Raw genomic sequence first — 19,214 nt, 5'->3', positions numbered from 1 at the left:
GCCGCCGCGCGAGGCCAACTGATCCTCTCCACGGGCCGGTCGGGCTCATGGGCACGGACTCCGGCGGAGACGTCCAGGCACCTGCTGACGGTGTTCGCGCAGGGCATCGGCGGTGCGGGCGATGTGCTCCCGTACTGGAAGATGGCCGCCTCGATCCGCCCGCTGGCCCGGATCGCCGCCTCCGGCGCGGAGTCGGGCCTCGCCCTGGACCTGCCCGCCCGGCTCCTTGAGCAGGCGTTCGGCCACGGCAGGGTGGCACGCTTCGAGGACGTCGACTTCCCCTCCCCGCTCACCCACGAGCCGACCCGCCGCTTCCTGACCGGCACTGGACTCCCGGAGGACGACTCCTTCTTCCAGCAGGACACGGAGATACCGCTGCCGACCCTCGCGGAGTACTGCGCGGACGAGGACACAGCGACTCAACTCCCCAAGGGTGCTGGGGACTTGATCCGCCTGGGTCGCCTGGGCAGCCCGACGGATGCCAACAGCCTGGTCCTGGACGGCAGCACGGGCACGATCCTGATCTGGAACGAGCCCGAGACGACTCTGCGCCCCCTGAACACGGACGTGTCGACTCTCACCTACACCCTGTGGCTGATACACCGGGCGAGGACGATCGACTTCGACGGGGAGGCAGGCAGGGTGCTCTGAACGGGGAGCAGCCTGCCGCGCTCTGGGCTGGCGTCAGCGGGTTTTCGGAGCGACGGGCGCACTGCTGCGCCCGTGGCCCGGGACGTCTGCCCGGATACGGGGCTCGCCCGCCTGTCCTACGGGCAGGCCCGCGCGCTGCTGGACGAGCACACCGCCGTGCGCGGGCCGGGCACCGGATGGGACCTGCACGAGTACCGCCATTCCGGCCTGACGCACCTTGGCGAGGCGGGGGCGAGCCTGCTGTTGCTGATGGCGAAGTCTCGGCACAAGAAGCCGGAGAACGTCCGCCGGTACTTCAAGCCGTCACCGGAGGCGATAGCTGAGGTCACCAGCCTTCTTGCCCCCGGGGACAGCAGGCGCTGAAAGGTGCGCACTGGGCGCCGCCGGTGCGTGGGTGTGTGCTTCCGCTCCCTTCGTATAGGGGGTTTGCCGGTGAAAATCAGCTCATGGGAAGTACGTGCACTTACGGTCGACTGTGTCCCGACTCGACCAGTCAAGGAGTGCTGATGGCTACGGCTACCTTCCAGCTCGGTGAGGTCCCGCACGGCTTCGCGTACAACGAGGACGGCAACCTCTTCCACTACAAGCACGTCATCCTCCTGGCCGCCCCGGCGGCCAACCAGAGCGGTGTGTGGGGCGACTCCTGGATCAGCTTCGGCTCGGACTGGGCGGATGTCCGGCTGCGGGTGGCCGTTCATGACGGCGCGAGCTGGGTCTGGGTCAAGCACATCGACGTGATCGCAGCGAACGGCCGGACCGCTCAGCAGCTTCCGCCCGGCGCGCAGAAGATCAGCATCGGCCGGGAGAAGAAGTCCGCCTCCGATTTCGTGGACAACGCCCCCGTCGGCTGGCTGCTGGAAGTCAAGTAGGGCGGCGCGGCCTGGTGCGGTGTCCCGGCCGGGACACCGCACCGTTTTTCCGCGGCAAGCCGGTATGGCCCCAAGTGGCGGCGGAACTGCGCCGCCGTCTCGACGCTGGGCAGTACCCGTCCGGCGAACGCTTCCCCGCCGTGAACGAGCTGGCCGCCGAGATGGACGTGGCCCCGTCCACGGTGCAGAAAGCCGTGGCCGCCCTCCGCGAGGAAGGACGGCTCTACACCGTGCTCGGGCAAGGCTCGTTCGTGAAGGTTGGCGAGTAGGCGGGGCGGTCGTCATCAGTGGCCGTCGGGATGCCTGGCGCGGGCGGCGCTCCGTAGACGGCCAAGTCGGCCAGCTCGGCGAAGGTTTCGGCGTACATGGTTACCTCGCTCGGCTGCGTGGTCGTGAGGTAGCCCGAGACCAACTCGACGTTGACCTGTGCCGAGTCGTACAGCCAGAACCCCTCGACCGGCCAGCGGGCACGATCCGGCCGCATGGGCACAACTCCCATGCTGACGTTGGGAAGTGAGCCGACGGTGATCAGGTGGGCAAGTTGCCCGATCATGACCTCTGACCCGCCGATGCCGGACCGCAAGACCGACTCCTCCACGAGGAATGCGAACTGCCGACCGGCCTCGTAGAGGACCCGCTGACGCTCCATCCGGGCCTCTACGGCATCCTCCACATCGTCCACGAGGCCGCGCCGCTGCTGGATCGCGCGCAGTGCTGCCGTGGCGTACGCGTGCGTCTGGATCATGCCCGGCACGAGCCAGGAAGAGTACGAGCGGAACCGGTGGGTGCGCTCGTACAGCGGCAAGCGCGCTTCCTGTGCCTGGCGCAGGCCCGCGCGTTCCATGCGCCGCCACTCGATCCATGTGCCCTCGACCGCGCGGAGGGAGGCGACCAGGTCTTCCGTCTGATCCTCCACACCGCACGCTGCGGACCACGCCCGGATGTCGTCGGCGGACGGGGGCGTACGGGCGTTCTCGATGCGGGACGACTTGGAGGCATGCCAGCCACAGAGCGAGGAGCAGCAGAGGTACGCACTCGGACGCGTACACAGCGACTTGATTGATGCTGTGAGCGATTCACTGCAGGGTAACGATGCCGTTCCACGCCCCAACTGAGACGACGGATCAAGAGGGCGGCACCCTTCCGGTGTGCCACCCTTTCCTTCTGCCTTGTCAGGCATCCAGAGGCCATGGCGGGATTCGAACCCACGTAACTCGCTTTGCAGGTTTGTCCGGGCTGTTCAGGGCTTGATCCGGAAGAGTTCAAGAGCGTTCAATTCCGTATGCGTGCGCGACATGAGGGCACCAAGTGAACGGCTCCGGACGGTCGCGTACGCCTATGAATGAGACGGAAACTGAGACGGAGGTGGGGTGGCCGCCATGGACGGCGCCTCCCGAGGAACGGTGCTCAAGGGAGCTATGCACTGCACTGCCTCCACGTGTCGGCGTGCTTGGGGCACCGACGGTAGTAGCTGTCATCAAGGTTGCGGCTGTGCGGTGCCCGGCCGTACTGGGGCCGCCATCCACGCCAGTGGCGTGTGTTGCAGCGATTGCACAGCGGTGCGCGTACAAATCCGTGAGTGTGGCAGTGGTCCCACACGGTCGCACGCGCAGTCATGCAGCCCGCGCACATGAACTGCGCGGCTGCTGGCCAGTTCTGCCGGCCGATGCGATCGACGCAGTAGCGTTCGCCGGCCAGTTCGCCGTCATAGATCACGGCGTTCGTGTCGCTGCCTCTCGGGCCGTAGACGACACCGGTACGGATGCACTCGCCAAGGTCTGCCACCACCGCGTCCCCAACCCGCTCAAACCAGCCTGCGGCATCCTGCCCATGGTGCGCTCCTAGGCATGAGCACTGGCATTCGATGCCCGTCGCTTCCAAACAATTTTTAGTGCACTGCGATAGCTGTGCCATGTCTCGCCAGAGCACGATGAACCCGTACCGGTCGACCGCCGCTGTCACCAGCCGCATGAGACTGCTGCGCGGTAGGGTCCACTGATCACCGTTGAACTCCGGGGAACGAATGCCTACCGTCTCGTGCAGCCAACGGCCGTTGCCCTTCCGGGGCGGCAGCTCGGCGATGACTTGCCCGTGCAGCGGAAGCCATACCGTCGGCACTGGCCCGATGCCGGGCTTCGTGACTACGCGCTCGCCGACGATGCGTACTGGTAAGTCGTTCGTCATGCCTCCACGGTGACAGGAAGATCGGCAGTCGGGAACCCCGCCTCCAGACTTGTCCGCGCTGGTCAAGGCTTGATCAGGACGTGATCGTGAAGGATCGTCCCAACACGCTTTCCAACTGTCCGCGCGGCCGTCCGGGGGCGTTCGTGGGGGTTCGCGCGGCAGGTCAGAGGGGGTGCGCGTACGGCGGTGAACGGTGGTGGCCGTTGGCGCACTGGACAAGAACCAGGACAACGAGCGGCTTGCAGATAAGGATGAGTCGGCAGATCTACAGAGGACTCCACTCATGTCGTGCGACCTGTCCCCGCCCCGCCCGCGAACCGTGCGACTCCGCCTGGTCGCTTCCCGCCACGACTGTCAGTGCACCCCTGTAGGCTGGCTTATTGATTCGAGCCCTCATCTGAGGGCCGGATTCCCTAAGCCTGGAGGCAGGATGATCGAATCGGTAGCAGCAGAGGCCCATGCCGGATATGAGGCTCGGGTCACCACCCTCGGTCTGCGGGGTGACGTGCTGCGTCAAGCGCTTGGAGCGAGCAACACGGAACGCGGACTGTGCTCGAAGGATCACGCAGCCAAGATCGCTCCCGGCATCTACGCGTACAACGGACTCGTTACGAGCCTGAGCCGCCAACTGGATGGCGAGGACGATTGGCGTCGCGTCAACCTGGCTGGCGTCCTTCCGGTCATGCTCAACTCTCGCACCCGTGTAGCCCTGGGTGTAGCGAGTGGCAGTCCGCTGACTGGCCAGAGGTCTGGGAGGCTGCAACCCAGCTCCCGCTACCCCAAGGGTGAGCTGACCAAGAAGCTGGTGGAGCGCAATGTGCCACTTGGGCAGATCGCCCTTCTTGGTCGCTCGGCCTTCCAGGCGGAGGAAGAGACCGACGAGCTGACCGGCTACAACCTCTGGCTCATGCTGGTCTACTTTGATCAAAAGAAGAAGGAGATCCGGCACGAAGTCTCGCTGCCCGAGCGACTGAACGCCAAGGGGTACGTGAAGGACTGGTATGACCGCATCCTCCCGCCAACGCCATATTCAGTCGATGGTGACGAGTTCGACTCCATCGACAACGACCCGAACGACGGGTTCGGCCCGCCTACTGAAGTTCCGGTCGAGAGGCGGAAGCCCTGACCATCTAGAAGGAAAGGAACCCAAATGTTCACGCCATCCCGGTTGACACTAGCTCGTAAGCGTCGCGGCATGACACTTGTCGAGCTTGGAAATCAGGTTGGCGTGAGCAGTCAAAGCATCTCGAACTACGAACACGATCGCCAGCAACCGTCGCCACACACCCTAGAGAAAATCGCAGAAGTTCTAGGTTTTCCACTGTCATTCTTTGCAGCCCCTGAGATCGACGAGATCGATCCGGCATCGGTAAGCTTTCGCGCCCGAAGTAAGCTATCAGCTTATATTCGCGATGCGGCATTGTCGGAATCGCGTCTAGCGGTGGAATTTAGCCACTGGATGGACGATCTATTCACCCTCCCAGCTCCGCACATCCCGACCCCGGGAAGGAAAATGTCTCCGGAGCTGAACGTTGATTACCTTCGTTCCGCCTGGAATATGGGTGAAAGCGAGTCCATCAGGAACATGATTCACTTGGTCGAGGCCCACGGAATTCGCGTCTTCTCACTTGCGCCAGAATATAAAGAAGTCGATGCATTCTCGTTCTGGCGCGACGGTCGTCCATATATCTTCCTCAACACGTTGAAGTCCGCAGCTCGTAGCCGATTCGACGTTGCCCATGAACTCGGTCATCTCATGATGCACTGCGATGATGAGTCTGGCGTGAGGACGCGAGCAGCCGAAAAGGAAGCGGACGAATTTGCATCCAACTTCCTGATGCCTCGACGCAGCATTGCGGCGAGAATTCCAGAAAGTCCCACCACTGATCAAATCATCAGGTCGAGGAAACATTGGAACGTATCGGCCCTGGCGCTGACGTATCGCCTACACTCTCTAGGCAGGATCACGGAATGGCAGTATCGCCAATCCGTGATCGAATTGGGTCGCCTAGGGTTCAGAACGGGAGAACCCGGCGACTCCTCTCGCGAGTCGTCAATGCTTATGCAAAAGGTGTTTAGCGCACTTTGGGCAGACGGCATCAGACCGCGACAGATCGCGGACCAGCTCAACACTTCCATCACAGAGTTGAACAGTTGGGTGTTCGGTCTTATGGCGTCACCAACACCTGAACAGGAAATTCACCCCTCAAACCGACCAGCCCAACTGAGGCTAGTTTAGCAAGGCTCTGCGCTAGCTATGTGAGGATGGTCGACGTAGAGCTGCATCCTTGCTTGCTTATCAACTGGGCCCAGAGTGGGAAACTTACGTCGGACGAGGGGTGGATGGATGGGGAGGACTTAGCGTTGCAGCAGGTGAACCCGCGTGGGACCTTTCAGAAGATCGCGGATGTACTCAAGACCCAGATCGAGGCGGACCCGAAGATGGCTGAGCTGCCGTCAGCCGCAGAGCTTGGGCGGGATCACGGGGTCTCGCGCGGTGTAGTACTCCGGGCGTTCGCAGTGCTCCGGAGCGAAGGTGTGGCGGAGCCGGTTCCCGGTGGCCGGTGGCGCGTAGTCAGGGGTAGCCAGCGGACCGATCGCCGGCCCCTCGCGGAACGGCTTGCCGAGGTCATCACGGATGATGGACTTGAGGTAGGGGCAACTTTCCCGAGTGCTTCCGCACTGTGCGACCGGTTCAGTGTTTCGCGCCCGACCGTGACGAAGGCACTGGAGAAGCTGGAAGCTGCGGGATGGCTGTCCGAGGGAGGGCAGGGCAAGCTGCGGACCGTGCGGGCCCTGCCGAATCGAGAGGAGCGTTCGTCACTTTGACGGGACTGGCTGAGTGGGCGTACCCGCTCGCGGAATCGCTGCTGGCTGAGCCGCTGCCGCGTCGCTGGAAGCACTCGCTCGGAGTCGCTGAGAGGGCGCGCACCATCGCTGCCGTCGTCGGCGAGGATGCGGAGCTCCTGGAAGCGGCTGCGGTACTACACGACATCGGTTACGCACCGGACATCGCCAAGACGGGGTTCCACCCGCTCGATGGTGCGCGCTACCTCCGGGACATCGCGGGCGCGGACGAACGGGTCGTGAGCCTGGTGGCGCACCACTCCTGTGCGTGGATGGAGGCGGAAGCGCGGGGCATGCGCGAGGAGCTTGAGGGCGAGTTCCCTCGCGAACCCGCCGGGCTGAACGACGCGTTGTGCTACTGCGACATGAACACGACGCCGGACGGCACGCCTACGAACCCTGTGGACCGGATCAACGAGATTGCCGGCCGCTATGGGCCGGACAGTCTGATCGGAACGTTCATCCGCCGTGCCGAGCCGGAGATCCTCGCGAGCACATCGCGCGTGCTCGAACGGGTCGCCGCCGCCAAGCGTCAGCCGATGTAGGGCGCGGTTCGCGCCTGGTCCATCGCGTGCTCGATGCGGAGCTGCATGGTGGGGTGGATGTCCAACTTCGACAGGTCCGATGGGGCGACCCATCGGACCTGCGTCGTCTCGTCACTCGTGCGCACCTCGCCCCCGACCGGCCTCGCGCGGAAGCAAATGCTGAACTGTTGCCGGACCTCGCCGTCGTCGTACTGCATCACGTGGCCGGGGTCGGTGTAGATCCCGGACATGTCGACGACTTCCGCCTTGATGCCGGTCTCTTCCCACACCTCGCGGACGACCGTGTCGCTGATCGACTCACCGGCGTCGTGCCCGCCGCCGGGCAGTGCCCAACGGCCGTTGTCAGACCGCTGGATCATTAGCACCTGTTCCGCGTCGTTCTGCACGAACGCCACAACCGAGGGAACCACGGAGTTGGCCGGCGGCGCGGCAGGGTCGTGCAGGTAGTCGATGCGTCCCATGGTCAGGCTCCGTTGAAGTCGCTGTCGGTGATCTGCCGGGCGTTCTGCCAGGTGTGTTCGATGCTATTCGCGTACGTCTCGAACAGCCCGCCGACGGACAGTCGCCGCAGGTGAAGCACGGGTGCCATGTAGGCCCCGATGCCGTAGACGTGCGGGTTCACGAGCATCTCGTCATCGGCGCGGTACATGGAGTTGTAGAGCGTCGAATCGTGGAGCCGGAACCCGATCTCGGGGTGGCTCGTGATGAGCGGGCGGTACAGAACCAGGGCGTTGCGAATCTTGCCGTCCATGATCCTGTGACCTTCGTCTATGCCGCGCTGCCGGACCGCGTCACAGCCCGGGTCTCCCAAGAGGATGCGCACCTGGACCCCTGCGGCAACCTTCGCCTTCAACAGGTCCTGAAACACTGGATCTTCAGACAGGAAAAGCCCGGAGTACACAAGCACGTCAAGGCGCTTCTGTGCCCGTGCGTAGATCTCACGCCACAGACCCGAGGGCACCGTGTGCCGATGCGGGTAGACGGTCGCGATCTCGGCTTTGGTCAGGTCCGTCGCGCTGTCGACGGCCCGGTCGTCCTCCCACAGCGTCGTGACGTCGACCTTGAGTGCTGCGGCCGTCGCGTACTGATGGCGCCTGTACGGCACTTTGCCCTGGGTGATCCAGCGTTCGACGGTCTTGGGATTGACGTCGATCTCGTCAGCCAGTCGCTGAACGGTCATGCCGCAGGCCAACAGGGCTGACCTCAAACGTTCGTTGGACATCTGTACCCCCGATGGGACGTCTAGGGACTTCTTGAAGGTACCGAGATGCCCTTGAGGTGTCCACGTAGGGGGTGACCAAGTCCCCTGACCTGCGGCGATTCTGATGGTGCGCCAAGAAGTCCCGGCGCGAAGCCAGGAAATCCCGTCGCTGCACTTGACGGACCCCCATGCAGTACCTGTAAAACAGGTACTGCATCACCGAGGACGCCCGGAGGGCCCCAGAAAGGGACCGCTCGATGGAAGCGGCAGTTTTTTGAGAACTCAACAGTGTGCCGACCCAACCACCTGAACACGGGTGGTCAATGGGTGCAGGTCACCATCCCGACCGACCATGTCGGGCCGGGTGACCTGCCCAGATCAGCCCCTCGGGGGGCGGTTCCTGGCATCGCTTGATCTGAATTCCGCAGCACCTTCGCGAGAGTCCGCCTCTCGCCTCCATCGGCTCAGCGGCCGAACGCCGCTGCCGGTTGCCTCCCCTGCTCGTCTCGCACGAACAGGGCTGAGGGGAGCCGGAACACCCCTTCACTTCCCCGGAGCTCTCATGACTGTTGCTGTCGAGATCGTTTCGTTCGGCTACCTGCACGCCGAGCCGCCCGCCGCGCACCTGACCATCGACCTGCGTCACCACTTTCGCGACCCGCACGTGTCGCCGGAACTGCGGTACATGACGGCCGATGACGAGCCCGTTCGTACCGCCGTGTTGAACACGCCCGGCATCACCGCGCTCGTGGAGGCCACCGCCACGGCGGTCACCGCGTTCGCGTCCGGCCCCAGCGCCGGAACTGTGACGGTGGCCGACGGATGCGCTGGCGGTCGCCACCGTGCGCCCACCTTCGCTCGTGCGCTCGCCGACAGGCTGCGCGCTGCGGGACATGACGTCACCGTTCGCCACCGCGATATGGGCAAGCCGGTCGTTCAGCGCTGATCGCACTATCTCCCCGATGGCCCCGGCCGGGTTCGAATCCCGCCCGGGGCGCTTGGCCCGCCGCTCGTGAGGCTGCGGCCCGCACTCCCGGTGCGGCGGCATTCCCGGACAAGGACAGCCCGCCGCTCCGTTCTCCATCCCGACGTAGTCAAGGAGTTCGTCCATGACCGAGCGCTCTTTCGTCTCCGCCACTTCCGGCCCGATCGTGCTGGGCCTGTCGCTGCCGGTCGGTAGCGTCCGCGTCCAGGTGATCGAGAACCTGATCACCGCCCGCGTGGTGCTGCGCACCGACGACAACACGGGGCCTGCGGCCGACGCGGTCAACCGTGCCCGCAGCCAGCAGAACGGGCGGGCATTCGGCATCGAGGTACCGGAGATGCCGAACGGCGTGGTCGTGCAGGGGCGACGCGGCACCGTCATTCAGAGCGTCCGCAGCATGAACATCGTGGGCGGCACGATCCGGATCAACGGTCGCGTGGTTTCCGGCGGCATGGCCGACATGCCGACCGTCAGTCCGATCGAAGTCACGGTCTGCCTGCCCGCACAGTCGTCCATCGCGGTCGTCTCGCAGTCCGCTGACGCCAAGGTCTACGGCTACGTCGACCGCATGGAATTCCGCTCCGTCTCCGGTGACCTGGGAGTCGATGGTGTCCGTGAGCTGCGGGCCAACACCACCTCTGGGGACATCCGCGTCGGTCGGGCCACCGAGCAGATCAACGCGCACTCGGTGTCCGGTGACATCAAGGTGCGGCTGTACGACGGGCACAGCGCCACCCTGAACACCACCTCGGGGGACATCGAGGTTCAGGCCACCAGCGGCGCCGCCGGGCACGTCAGCGCCCACAGCGTCTCCGGTGACGTCGAGGTCTCCGGCGCCCGGCACCTGAACGTGTCCGCCGACAGTGTCTCCGGCCGCGTCCGCAACCGCTGAACAGTCACGGCTCTTCCCCACCTTCCTGAGGAGTTGCCCAATGGCTGCCGCCACGTTCGCCGCTGTCTTCGTCGCCCTGTACGTCGCCCACAGTGTCGGTGACCACTGGGTTCAGACCTCACGCCAGTCCGCGCACAAGGGCCGCCCCGGATGGGTCGGCCGTCTCGCGGACGCCCGGCACGTCGCCACCCTCACTCTCACCAAGCTCGCCGTGCTCATCCCGGCTGCCGCGCTGCTGGGACTGCGGCTGTCCGTGCTCGGCGTCGTCGCCGGTCTCATGGTCGACGCGGCCTCGCACTGGTGGGCCGACCGGCGCACCACGCTCGCGTGGCTGGCCAAGGTCACCGGCAAGGGCGAGTTCTACCGGCTCGGTGCCCCGCGCGCTGGCCGCGACGACAACCCGCACATCGGAACCGGCGCGTACGCGCTTGACCAGTCCTTCCACCACCTGTGGCTGCTGGTCGCCGCGCTGATCATCGCCACCGTCTGACCCCCGTTCTTCGCGGGGCGGTCGCACTCCCGGACAGGACAGCCGACCGCCCCGCGCCCTTCCCGACGTATCCAAGGAGAGATCCACCATGCGTATGCGCACTTTCGTCGCCGGTCAGGAAGCGTTCGGCGACATCGAGTTCACGGAACTGGCCCTCGGCATCGACGTCGACCTGTTCCGGGGCCCGCTGGAGTCCGAGACGGGCGACGACCGCGCGGCCCGCGAGGACGCGGCCCGTGACGTTCTCGCCGACCTGGTCGCGATGGGCGAGGCCGGTGACGAGATCGCCGGTTGGGACGCCCTGTACGCGGACGCGTTGACCCGCACCGTGCCGTTCCTGCGTTCCGTTCGCGCTCTGCGGTCGGGGACGGGGGAAGCGGCATGAGCGAGCCCCGCAAGCCTCTGACCAGGGTTCAGATCGGTGTGCTGTCGGCCGCGTTCGTGCCGATGCTCGCCACGGGCGTGGTCGGCGGGATCGGTACGTACAGCAATATCGGGCACGCCTACGGCACCGGTACCGCCCTCGGTGCGCTCGGTGCCGGTGAGGGCGCTACCGCCGTTCTCGCCCTGGTACTGCTCGGGCTGACCATGCTGGGCCAGTCCTCGCCGCGCGTCGTACGGATGGGGCTGTGGGCGCTACCGGCCGCCGCCGCTGTAATGGGCGCCATGGCCGCGCCGGACCCGGGGCGTACGGTCGTCTACGCGCTGACCCCGATGGGCATGTCCGTGTCGGCGGAGGGCATGGCGTTCCTCGCGCGGCGGATCGTCGTACACACCGACGGCCGCGACGCGGAGAACGAGCGCCGTACCGCAGACATCGTTCAGGCCCTCGCCTACCACCGGGCGCGTGCCGCCCATCACCCGGTCGACCGGGTGCGCAAGCGGTCCGATCGGGCGTCGTGGCGTCTGGCCCGCAAGGTCGGGGCCGGGGACACGGCCCTCGGATCGAGGCTGCTGGACGTCCAGCGCGACCGGATCACGGACGGCGCGGATGCCGCGCTCGCGTCGATGTTCGGCGGCACGGCCCCCGCCCTCGCTCCGGATTCCGACGCGTACGCAAATGCGAAGGAATCGACTGGAACCAGTCGAGAACGGTCTACCTCTGACCTGTGTGAATCGACCGTGCCCGTGGTCGTGGTGACGCGGCTGGCGGTGCCCGATCCGGCGCCGGTCGATCTCGGCAAGTCGGGCATCGGTGTGAAGCCGATGCCTGCCGTCGTCCCGGCGGTGAAGCCGGTCCCGATCGCCCCGGCTCCCGCCGCTCCCGCCCGATCGGTCCCGGCCGTGTCGACCGCGCCGCGTCGGGCGACGGGCCGTGTCCCGGTCGCCGCGAAGTCGACCCGCACCCGCCGCACGCCCGATCAGCTCATGGCGGAAGCGCGGAAGGCGACGGCCGGCCTGACGGACGGGGAGGTGACCGGGGAGGGCATCCGCCGGGCCCTGCGCACCTCGCCCGCCAACGCCCGCAAGCTGCGTGACGCCCTGCTCGCCGAACGCGCCACCACGGTGGTGACACCGTGAGCACCCTCGCCGCGCTCTTACCGGCCGTGCCGCCCGTCATCGGGTGGGCGGTCCACGCCCGGTGGCTGCACGGACGACTGACCACCGCCCGACGCGACCCGCTCACCGGGTTGTGGACACGGGACGCGTTCACCCGGCGGGCCCGCCGCCTGCTGCGCGACCCGCGCGCCGTGGTCGTGCTGGCGGACGTCGACCACTTCAAGCAGGTCAACGACACCCACGGGCATGCGGCCGGTGACGTGCTGCTCGCCACGGTCGCCGCCCGCCTCGCCCACGGCACCACCCTCGGCGGTGTCGTGGGACGGCTCGGCGGGGACGAATTCGCCGCCGTCGTCGTCGACCGCGACGGCACGATGGCCGACCGGCTGCACACCCTCGCCCGCGTCCTCGCCCGGCCGCTCGACACCACCCCTGACGTGCACACCACGGTCTCCCTGGGGTGGGTACGGGCCGCCGACCACCCGGGCGAGGATCTGTCCGCGCTGCTGCGCCGCGCTGACGAAGCCATGTACGCGGCCAAGCGATCCGGCCGGTCCGGTCCTCGCCGCGCCCGTCTCGGGCGGCTGCTCGGAGTGGTCACCGGAAGCCGTCCCGGACGGCGCGGCGCGGCGTGAGCACGCTGCCGATCTTCCGGTGGCACCTCGCCCCGGACGGCTACGCCACCCGCCGTCAACTGCGGGCCCGAGACCTGCGGCCCGGCGGTCAAGACGTCGCCGCTCAACTCGAACGCCCCCGGCGGCGGGGCCGCCCGCCCCTGGTCGCCTACCTGTACCGCGTCGACCTCGCGAAACCGGTCCGGCCGATGACCCCGGGCCGGTGGCGGGCCCACGCCGCGATGATGCGCGCCCGCCGCACCTGCCCCGAGTGCGAACGAGATGCCGGATACGTCATCCCGCCCACGCTCGGATCGTGCGTGACCTGCGCCTATCCCGAGGAACAGCGCGCCGCTTGAACCATCCCGAACCCAGGTCCGGCCGCCCGACCTTCCACAGCAAGCCGGCCGGACCCTTCGACTCCCGAAGGAGTACGTACATCGTGACCGAGAACCCCGTGTTCCCGCCCCCGGACGAGCCGGAGGGCACCGACGAGCGGACGGCCGACGTGCTGCCGTTCCCGCTCAAGAAGGACACCACCCCGCCCACCGACCCCGAGATGCCCGCCGGTGGCGCGGTCAAGCCGGGCGAGTGGCAGGCCGAACTCCCCGACACCGACGACCCTGAGGCCGACGGACTTGACGAGGGCGCCCCGGTCGACCCGCCACGCGAGGTCTACCCGCCGTCCGTCAGCGAGTGGATGGAAGCGCGGGACAAGGCTCGTATGCCGGTGCTGCCGGACTGGGTGAAGCTCCCCGACCAGCGCAAAGCCGTCCGCAGGTGGGCCATTCGGCACTACTCGGCTGTGGTCGGCTACCACGCCGTTCGCCTGCCCTGCATCTACACCCCGAAGGTGCTGTGGTACTCGCCGCGCGGGGCGTGGCGCTGGTCGGCTGCGGTCGGCCGGTGGGTGTTCGACGCGGAGGGCAAGTCGCTTCGCATCGCGTCGGTGGCCAACGAGGACGCGGCCGAGTACCTGAAGCTGTCGCGGCAGCGAAACGACCGTGTCAGGCTGCGCGGCATCGTGGCCTTCCTCGCTGGCATCGTCGGGCTCGCCGCCACGTTGACGCTGTTCGTCATGGCGCCCTCGTGGATGCTCCTGCTGGCCGTCGCCGCGTTCACCACCACGCTCGGTGTGGTCGGTGCGCCGGCCGACCGGCCGCTGATCGACATGGCCAAGGTGACGTTCCGCAAGCGCAAGCTGTCCTCGGACATCGTCATCCGCGCGCACGAGGTGGCCGGACTGACCAGCAAGGATCAGACGATCGCCTTCCCGCGCCCGATCGGCCGGGACGGCGACGGATGGCGGGTCGTGGTGGATCTGCCGTACGGCAAGACGTTCGAGGACGCGATGAAGGCACATGCGCGTCTGGCGTCCGGTATGGACATCGCCCCGACCCAGTTGTTCCTGGACAAGGACGACACCAGTGGGCGGCGGGTGTCGTACTGGATCGCCGACCGTGACCCGCTCGCCGTGCCGTCCGGCAAGTCGCCGCTGCTGGGAGCGACTCGGGTGGACTTCTGGAAGCCGTTCCCGTGGGGTGTCGACGAACGCGGCAACCCGGTCATGGCCACGATGCTGTGGCTGTCACTGCTGGTCGGCGCCGTTCCGCGACAGGGCAAGACGTTCTCTGCCCGGACGATCGCGCTCGCCGCAGCGTTGGACCCGTACGTTCGCCTGTACCTGTTCGACGGGAAGGCGTCGCCGGACTGGCGCACGTTCGCCAAGGTCGCCCACCGCATCGGGTTCGGCATCGTGCCCAAGAACGGGGTGGACCCGGTTCAGCACCTGCTGACTTCGCTGCGGGAACTCAAGGCGGACGTCGAAGACCGCTACCACCGGCTGTCCGAACTGCCGCTGCACGTCTGCCCCGAGGGCAAGCTCACCCCGGAGATCAGCCGGGACAAGAAGCTCAACATGCCGCTCACGCTGTTCGTGGTGGACGAGGTGCAGGAGTACCTGACCCACCCCGAGCACGGCAAAGAGATCCTGTCCCTGATGGTCTACCTCGCTCGGGTCGCCCCGGCGGTCGGTGTCTCGGTGATGACGGCGACGCAGAAGCCGGACGACAAGGCGTGCCCCTCGGAGCTGCGTGACCAGCATCAGGCCCGGTTCGCCCTGCGGGTGGGCGCCTACCAGGTGTCGGACACGATCCTCGGTGCGGGCTCGTACTCGGAGGGGTTGGACGCGTCCAAGCTGCTCAAGTCCCACAAGGGCGTTGGCCTGCTCAAGGGCATGTCGGACGACTCCGGGATCGTGCGCACCTACCTCGCCGACGGCCGCGACGCCGAACGCATCCTGACCCGCGCCGCAGCGCTGCGCGAGGCCGAGGGCACCCTGTCCGGTGACGCGGCCGGCGAGGCCCCGGCCCTGGAGACGTCCGCGACGATCCTTGACGACGTCGCGGCCGTGCTCGGCAAGGGTGAGGTCAAGGTGTGGTCGGAAACGGTCGTCGACCGGCTCGCCGACCTGCGCCCCAACGTCTACGGCCCGTGGGCCGAGATGGAGCCCAAGCCCAAGGCGGAAGCGCTCACCGCAGCGCTCAAGCCGTTCGGCGTGGCCACCGAACAGATCAGCCGCCGCATCGACGGCAAGACCGTCAACAAGCGCGGCATCAAGCGCGAGGACATCGCCGCCGCGATTACGGAGCGCAACAAGAAGCGGGACGCCGGATAGGTCCGCAGGGTCGCTTGCGCAAGCGCCGGACGTCGCTTGCGCAAGCGACCCTGCTAGCGACTCAAACCGCCCCTGATCAGGTAGCTAGCGCGTAGCGACTGACCTGCGGAAAGCCTTTGAATCCCCCTGAGAGGCCCCTGATGAGCCTTGCCGTGCTCGCTGCCGCCGTCCTACTAGTCATCACCCTCGGTTACGTCGTCAAGTGCTGGTTGAGCCCGTTCGGTGACTGCCGCAAGTGCGACGGCATGGGCCACGGCTTCAAGACCGACCGCAAGGGCAAGACCAAGCGCGGCAAGGACTGCCGCCGCTGCCAGGCGACCGGCAAGCGCATACGCGTCGGCCGCTGGATCTACAACCGCGCCGCGCGCACCTACCGCGCCGGCACCCGCTGACCCCGCCCGGAGGACCCGTGGTCATCACCATCCCGCTCGTTCTACTGCTCGCCATCGGCGTCGTACTGCTGCTGCGCTTCAAGGCCGTCGGCGCCGGTGCGGCCGTCGCCGTCGCGCTCTTCGGCTTCTACCTCGCCCACACCGGCGCGGCCGACACCGTCAACGAACTCGTCACCGCCATAACCGACGCCCTGCCCGGCGTCGGCCGCTGACCCGGAAGGGAGACCAGCACCATGAACGAACCCACCGCATACAGGCGTCCGGCCGGACACGAGAGGGCGGCCGTGGAAGTCCACATCCCCACCCCGCTCGCCCCCACCCACACCGCGCCGCTCATGCCCATGCAGCCGGGCACCATCCCGGCTGTGACGAGCATCGTCCTGCCCGACGGCTGCGTCGTCACCGGCTACGCCATCGAGCCCCCCAAGCCCGAACCGGTCGCCGTCAAACCCGCCGTCTCCCGCGCGGCGGTGAACGTCGCGCTCGGAGGTGTGGGGTTCCTCGCGGTGTGCGGCGGACTGCTCATGCTCACCGCGTTCGTCACAGCCCTGACCGCCCTGGTAACCCAGCTCGTCATCCTCGCGGCCGTCATCTTCGGCGGCTGGATCGCCGTGCAGGTGTTCAGCGCGAGCGGGAGCCGTAGCGGGACGACGGTCAACATCCGCAAGGCAGTCATCAAGCGCAACAAGTTCTACGGCTGACAGGAGACCAACTCCCGTGCTCCGACTGCGTTTCCAGCGCACCGCGCTGCCCCGCAATGCCCTGATCCTGACCGACACGCCCCGCCCGGACTGCCGTGACTGCGACGGCGTGGGCGGCATCCCGCACGACTACGGCAACCACTACGACGGCGAGTACGAGGGCACCGATTGGGAGCCCCGCCCGTGCTGGACGGAGTGGCGCATGGTCCTGATGCCGCTTCCGCGTCTACCCCGGTGGCTGCGGCGCCGTGACAGCGACCGTGACCCGTGGGGGCTCGGCGGCTACAGCGACGAACCGCCCTTCTAGCTCTGCCCGTGGGCGGCGGCACTCCCGGACAAGGACAGCCCGCCGCCCACGGTCTCCGATCCCGACGTTGCAGAACAGGAGACCTACAGCATGACCCAACTGCGTGTGTTCGGCGAGGGCCCCTCGGTCTTTGCCACTCGAACGGGGCGCGTGTCCCGGCCGCGCCTGCTGGATCTGATCTCGTGAACGCCGCGACGAACGCCCTGGACGTCGCCCTCGCCCTCGCAGCGGCCGGTCTCCCGGTTCTGCCGCTGCGGCGGGGCAAGATGCCGTTCGGTAACTGCTGTTCCTGCAAGGACAGTGCTTGTGGGGACCGGCCGAACATGAAGGCGGCGGGCCCCTGCCGCTGCCCCGCGCCGTGTCACGCGTGGGCCGCCGCGACCACCGACCCGCACGTCCTCACCTCGCCCCTGTGGGCGCCGGCGTGGCGTGAGGCGGCGACGGTCGCCTACCACCCCGGCGGGGCTGGGCTGACGGTCGTCGACCTGGACAACGCGGCGGCCGTTGCATGGGCCCGCGCGACCCTGCCCGCCACCCGCACGGTGCCGACGACGCGCGGTGAACACTGGCTCTACCGGGGCGCCATGCCGTCGTCGAACGCGGTCCGGCCGGGTGTCGATATCAAGTCCCTCTCGCAGTACGCCCGTTGGCTCGGACCCGGTACCGGTCGTATGGCCGTTCTCCCGGCGGCAGTGCGCGCCCTGCTGGTGAGAGAAGAGACCACCCCCGCCCCGGGGGAGGTGGACTCTTCTCTTCCCGGCCGCGCCTCATGGGGCCGGTCGGTGGCCACCGGGTGCCGCCACACCGAGCGCTACGTCCGCACCGGCCTGGAACGCGGCCTCGCCCTCGTACGGGCCCGTACCGAATCCGGCGCCGGATCACAGGCGTTCGGCGTCGCACGGTTCCTCGCCGCACAGCACACCGCCTGTCCCGGACCGTGCGGACTTGCGGCGATCGGCGAAGAGATCGTGGCCGCCGCCGTCTTGGTGGGCGTTCCGGAGACCTACGCCCGCCGCGCGGTCGCCAACGGCCTTGAGACGGCCGTGGAGCGCGCGGCATGAACAAAGCATCCCGAACCGCCACGAACGGCCGTCAGGACGCCGTACAGCGCCCGCGACGGCTGACGGCGTGCGAACTGAGGGTCGCCGCCCGTATGGGCGTCCTTTCTGCGGTTGGTTCTGACCCGCAGACGGTCACCGTCACCGGCATCACCCCGGGGCTACAGATCCAGTGCGAGGGCGTGCCGGTCGCGGACTGGCTGTGTGTCTGTGGGCATCACGAACGCGCTCGGGGCCGTGCCGACGTCATCAGGCTGACCGCCCGCGTGAGCGTCGGCGTCTGCCCCCACACCACCAACGATGAAGGGAGGGCCGTTTCATGACTCCACAGCCTGTGGACAGTCCCGATCTGTGGGCCGGACTGCCCACCCTGGAAGACCTTTCCGGCGAGGACGACGTGGCACCGGACGTGTGGGAGGACCCCATTCCCCTCACCGGCCGCCGCGAGCGACCGACGTTCCCCGCCCACGTCTTCCCCGTCTGGTTGGGGGAGTTCGTGGCGGCCGTCGCGGAAGAGACACAGACCCCGGTCGACCTCGCCGGTTCGGTCGCCCTCGCCGTGCTCGCCACGGCGGCCGGCGGCCGGTCGGTGGTCCACGTACGCGGCCACTGGCGCGAGCCCACCAACCTCTACACCGTGGTGGCGCTCCCGCCCGGCAACCGCAAGTCCGCCGTATTCGGACTGCTCACCGACCCCTTGTACGAGGCGGAGAAACGGCTTCAGGTGGCGATGAAGCCCCGGATCGTGGAAGCGGAGTTGACGGCGCGGTTGGCAAAGGAAGCGGCGGACAAGGCCACCGTCAAGGCCGCGTCCGCCGACGGCGACAAGCGAGACGAGATGGTGAAGACCGCCGTTGGCCTCGCGCAGACCGCCGACGTACTCACCGTGCCGGCCGAACCCCTGTTGCTGGCGGACGACTGCACACCCGAGACCGTCACCTCGCTCATCGCGGAACAGGGCGGCCGGCTGTCGGTGATGAGCGACGAAGGAGGAATCTTCGACATCATCGCCGGCCGCTACTCGGGCAGTCCCAACATGGAAGTCTTCCTCAAAGGCCATGCCGGGGGACGCCTGAGGGTGAACCGCCAGACCCGTCGCGAGTACGTCGACGCCCCCGCCCTGACCATGGGACTGGCAGTTCAGCCCGATGTGTTGGTGGACATGGGGAAGATCAAGGGTGGGAAGGGGCGCGGTCTGCTGGGCCGTTTCCTGTACTCGCTGCCGGTGTCAACGGTCGGCGACCGGAAGGTCATCACCGACCCGGTCCCCGAACAGACCGCCGCCACCTACGCCGCGAGGG

General features: G+C 67.5%; 26 protein-coding genes and 1 pseudogene. 23 read left to right on the top strand and 4 right to left on the bottom strand.

Annotation, left to right across the window (positions count from 1 at the left end; all coding sequences use genetic code 11):
• From AOK08_RS08570 to AOK08_RS08555, 4 genes and pseudogenes are all read left to right on the top strand, one after another.
• The coding region (locus tag AOK08_RS08570; protein ID WP_198539187.1) for an SUKH-4 family immunity protein at nucleotides 1-651 on the top strand (651 nt) is incomplete at its 5' end.
• Nucleotides 652-729: 78 nt separating this feature from the next.
• A pseudogene (locus tag AOK08_RS08565) lies at nucleotides 730-1,014 on the top strand (site-specific integrase); the annotation flags it as partial.
• A gap of 143 nt (nucleotides 1,015-1,157) precedes the next feature.
• Nucleotides 1,158-1,520, top strand: coding sequence for a hypothetical protein (locus tag AOK08_RS08560; protein WP_055524857.1), 363 nt, complete (start codon nucleotides 1,158-1,160; stop codon nucleotides 1,518-1,520).
• 74 nt (nucleotides 1,521-1,594) lie between these two features.
• A complete protein-coding gene (locus AOK08_RS08555; RefSeq protein WP_055524856.1) occupies nucleotides 1,595-1,789 on the top strand; it encodes a GntR family transcriptional regulator in 195 nt (64 codons plus the stop codon).
• Here the strand turns inward: AOK08_RS08555 and AOK08_RS08550 are convergent.
• The gene (locus tag AOK08_RS08550) at nucleotides 1,744-2,580 is read right to left on the bottom strand and encodes a DUF5753 domain-containing protein (RefSeq protein WP_422125728.1); all 837 of its coding nucleotides are present in this window, start codon (nucleotides 2,578-2,580) and stop codon (nucleotides 1,744-1,746) included. The genes AOK08_RS08555 and AOK08_RS08550 overlap by 46 nt on opposite strands.
• A gap of 356 nt (nucleotides 2,581-2,936) precedes the next feature.
• A complete protein-coding gene (locus AOK08_RS42930; protein WP_079053908.1) occupies nucleotides 2,937-3,704 on the bottom strand; it encodes an endonuclease domain-containing protein in 768 nt (255 codons plus the stop codon).
• A gap of 430 nt (nucleotides 3,705-4,134) precedes the next feature.
• Between AOK08_RS42930 and AOK08_RS08545 the strand changes: the two genes are divergently transcribed.
• Genes AOK08_RS08545 through AOK08_RS08535 form a run of 4 tightly spaced genes read left to right on the top strand, consistent with a single transcriptional unit; the run spans nucleotide 4,135 to nucleotide 7,096 of the window.
• Entirely contained in the window at nucleotides 4,135-4,830 is a 696-nt protein-coding gene (locus AOK08_RS08545; protein WP_055524855.1) for a hypothetical protein, read from the top strand.
• A 24-nt stretch (nucleotides 4,831-4,854) separates the two neighbouring features.
• Nucleotides 4,855-5,943, top strand: coding sequence for a helix-turn-helix domain-containing protein (locus AOK08_RS42925; RefSeq protein ID WP_079053907.1), 1,089 nt, complete (start codon nucleotides 4,855-4,857; stop codon nucleotides 5,941-5,943).
• Nucleotides 5,944-5,969: 26 nt separating this feature from the next.
• Nucleotides 5,970-6,533, top strand: coding sequence for a GntR family transcriptional regulator (locus tag AOK08_RS08540; RefSeq protein ID WP_338400123.1), 564 nt, complete (start codon nucleotides 5,970-5,972; stop codon nucleotides 6,531-6,533).
• A complete protein-coding gene (locus AOK08_RS08535) occupies nucleotides 6,530-7,096 on the top strand; it encodes an HD domain-containing protein (protein ID WP_055524854.1) in 567 nt (188 codons plus the stop codon). Before AOK08_RS08540 ends, AOK08_RS08535 begins: the two co-directional genes overlap by 4 nt.
• Here the strand turns inward: AOK08_RS08535 and AOK08_RS08530 are convergent.
• Both AOK08_RS08530 and AOK08_RS08525 read right to left on the bottom strand, forming a co-directional pair.
• On the bottom strand, nucleotides 7,084-7,557 hold the full coding sequence (locus AOK08_RS08530; RefSeq protein ID WP_055524853.1) for an NUDIX domain-containing protein: 474 nt from the start codon (nucleotides 7,555-7,557) through the stop codon (nucleotides 7,084-7,086). The two genes, AOK08_RS08535 and AOK08_RS08530, sit on opposite strands and share 13 nt — an antisense overlap.
• Before the next feature lie 2 nt (nucleotides 7,558-7,559).
• On the bottom strand, nucleotides 7,560-8,318 hold the full coding sequence (locus AOK08_RS08525) for a hypothetical protein (RefSeq protein WP_055524852.1): 759 nt from the start codon (nucleotides 8,316-8,318) through the stop codon (nucleotides 7,560-7,562).
• A 541-nt stretch (nucleotides 8,319-8,859) separates the two neighbouring features.
• Here AOK08_RS08525 and AOK08_RS08520 point away from each other — a divergent pair.
• The 15 genes from AOK08_RS08520 to AOK08_RS08450 form a co-directional block, all read left to right on the top strand.
• Nucleotides 8,860-9,243: a RapZ C-terminal domain-containing protein gene (locus AOK08_RS08520; RefSeq protein WP_055524851.1), complete on the top strand. Its 384-nt coding sequence runs from the start codon at nucleotides 8,860-8,862 to the stop codon at nucleotides 9,241-9,243.
• Between the two features lie 163 nt (nucleotides 9,244-9,406).
• A complete protein-coding gene (locus AOK08_RS08515) occupies nucleotides 9,407-10,174 on the top strand; it encodes a DUF4097 family beta strand repeat-containing protein (RefSeq protein ID WP_055524850.1) in 768 nt (255 codons plus the stop codon).
• Between the two features lie 40 nt (nucleotides 10,175-10,214).
• The gene (locus AOK08_RS08510) at nucleotides 10,215-10,664 is read left to right on the top strand and encodes a DUF3307 domain-containing protein (RefSeq protein ID WP_055524849.1); all 450 of its coding nucleotides are present in this window, start codon (nucleotides 10,215-10,217) and stop codon (nucleotides 10,662-10,664) included.
• Nucleotides 10,665-10,758: 94 nt separating this feature from the next.
• A complete protein-coding gene (locus AOK08_RS08505; protein WP_055524860.1) occupies nucleotides 10,759-11,049 on the top strand; it encodes a hypothetical protein in 291 nt (96 codons plus the stop codon).
• Nucleotides 11,046-12,185 carry a hypothetical protein gene (locus AOK08_RS08500; protein WP_055524848.1) on the top strand — a complete coding sequence of 380 codons (1,140 nt, stop codon included), beginning with the start codon at nucleotides 11,046-11,048 and terminating at the stop codon, nucleotides 12,183-12,185. The genes AOK08_RS08505 and AOK08_RS08500 overlap by 4 nt, the downstream gene beginning before the upstream one ends.
• Nucleotides 12,182-12,799: a GGDEF domain-containing protein gene (locus AOK08_RS08495; RefSeq protein WP_055524847.1), complete on the top strand. Its 618-nt coding sequence runs from the start codon at nucleotides 12,182-12,184 to the stop codon at nucleotides 12,797-12,799. Before AOK08_RS08500 ends, AOK08_RS08495 begins: the two co-directional genes overlap by 4 nt.
• Entirely contained in the window at nucleotides 12,796-13,137 is a 342-nt protein-coding gene (locus tag AOK08_RS08490) for an RRQRL motif-containing zinc-binding protein (protein WP_055524846.1), read from the top strand. The genes AOK08_RS08495 and AOK08_RS08490 overlap by 4 nt, the downstream gene beginning before the upstream one ends.
• Nucleotides 13,138-13,220: 83 nt before the next feature.
• Entirely contained in the window at nucleotides 13,221-15,455 is a 2,235-nt protein-coding gene (locus tag AOK08_RS08485; RefSeq protein WP_055524859.1) for a cell division protein FtsK, read from the top strand.
• 140 nt (nucleotides 15,456-15,595) lie between these two features.
• Entirely contained in the window at nucleotides 15,596-15,847 is a 252-nt protein-coding gene (locus AOK08_RS08480; protein WP_055524845.1) for a hypothetical protein, read from the top strand.
• Nucleotides 15,848-15,864: 17 nt separating this feature from the next.
• Nucleotides 15,865-16,059: a hypothetical protein gene (locus AOK08_RS08475; RefSeq protein WP_055524844.1), complete on the top strand. Its 195-nt coding sequence runs from the start codon at nucleotides 15,865-15,867 to the stop codon at nucleotides 16,057-16,059.
• A gap of 21 nt (nucleotides 16,060-16,080) precedes the next feature.
• A complete protein-coding gene (locus tag AOK08_RS08470; RefSeq protein ID WP_055524843.1) occupies nucleotides 16,081-16,548 on the top strand; it encodes a hypothetical protein in 468 nt (155 codons plus the stop codon).
• Between the two features lie 16 nt (nucleotides 16,549-16,564).
• Nucleotides 16,565-16,855, top strand: a complete 291-nt coding sequence (locus AOK08_RS08465) for a hypothetical protein (RefSeq protein WP_055524842.1) — start codon at nucleotides 16,565-16,567, stop codon at nucleotides 16,853-16,855.
• A gap of 182 nt (nucleotides 16,856-17,037) precedes the next feature.
• Nucleotides 17,038-17,916 carry a bifunctional DNA primase/polymerase gene (locus tag AOK08_RS08460; RefSeq protein ID WP_055524841.1) on the top strand — a complete coding sequence of 293 codons (879 nt, stop codon included), beginning with the start codon at nucleotides 17,038-17,040 and terminating at the stop codon, nucleotides 17,914-17,916.
• Complete coding sequence (locus AOK08_RS08455) at nucleotides 17,913-18,236, top strand: hypothetical protein (RefSeq protein ID WP_241826871.1); 324 nt, start codon at nucleotides 17,913-17,915, stop codon at nucleotides 18,234-18,236. Before AOK08_RS08460 ends, AOK08_RS08455 begins: the two co-directional genes overlap by 4 nt.
• Nucleotides 18,233-19,214: YfjI family protein (locus AOK08_RS08450; protein WP_422125727.1), on the top strand; the 982-nt coding region annotated here is incomplete at its 3' end. The genes AOK08_RS08455 and AOK08_RS08450, both read left to right, overlap by 4 nt.

Source organism: Streptomyces graminilatus, from assembly GCF_001418565.1.
Lineage (GTDB): Bacteria > Actinomycetota > Actinomycetes > Streptomycetales > Streptomycetaceae > Streptomyces > Streptomyces graminilatus.
The sequence above is the reverse complement of the archived record's forward strand: the minus strand, read 5'-3'. Positions and strand labels throughout refer to the sequence as shown.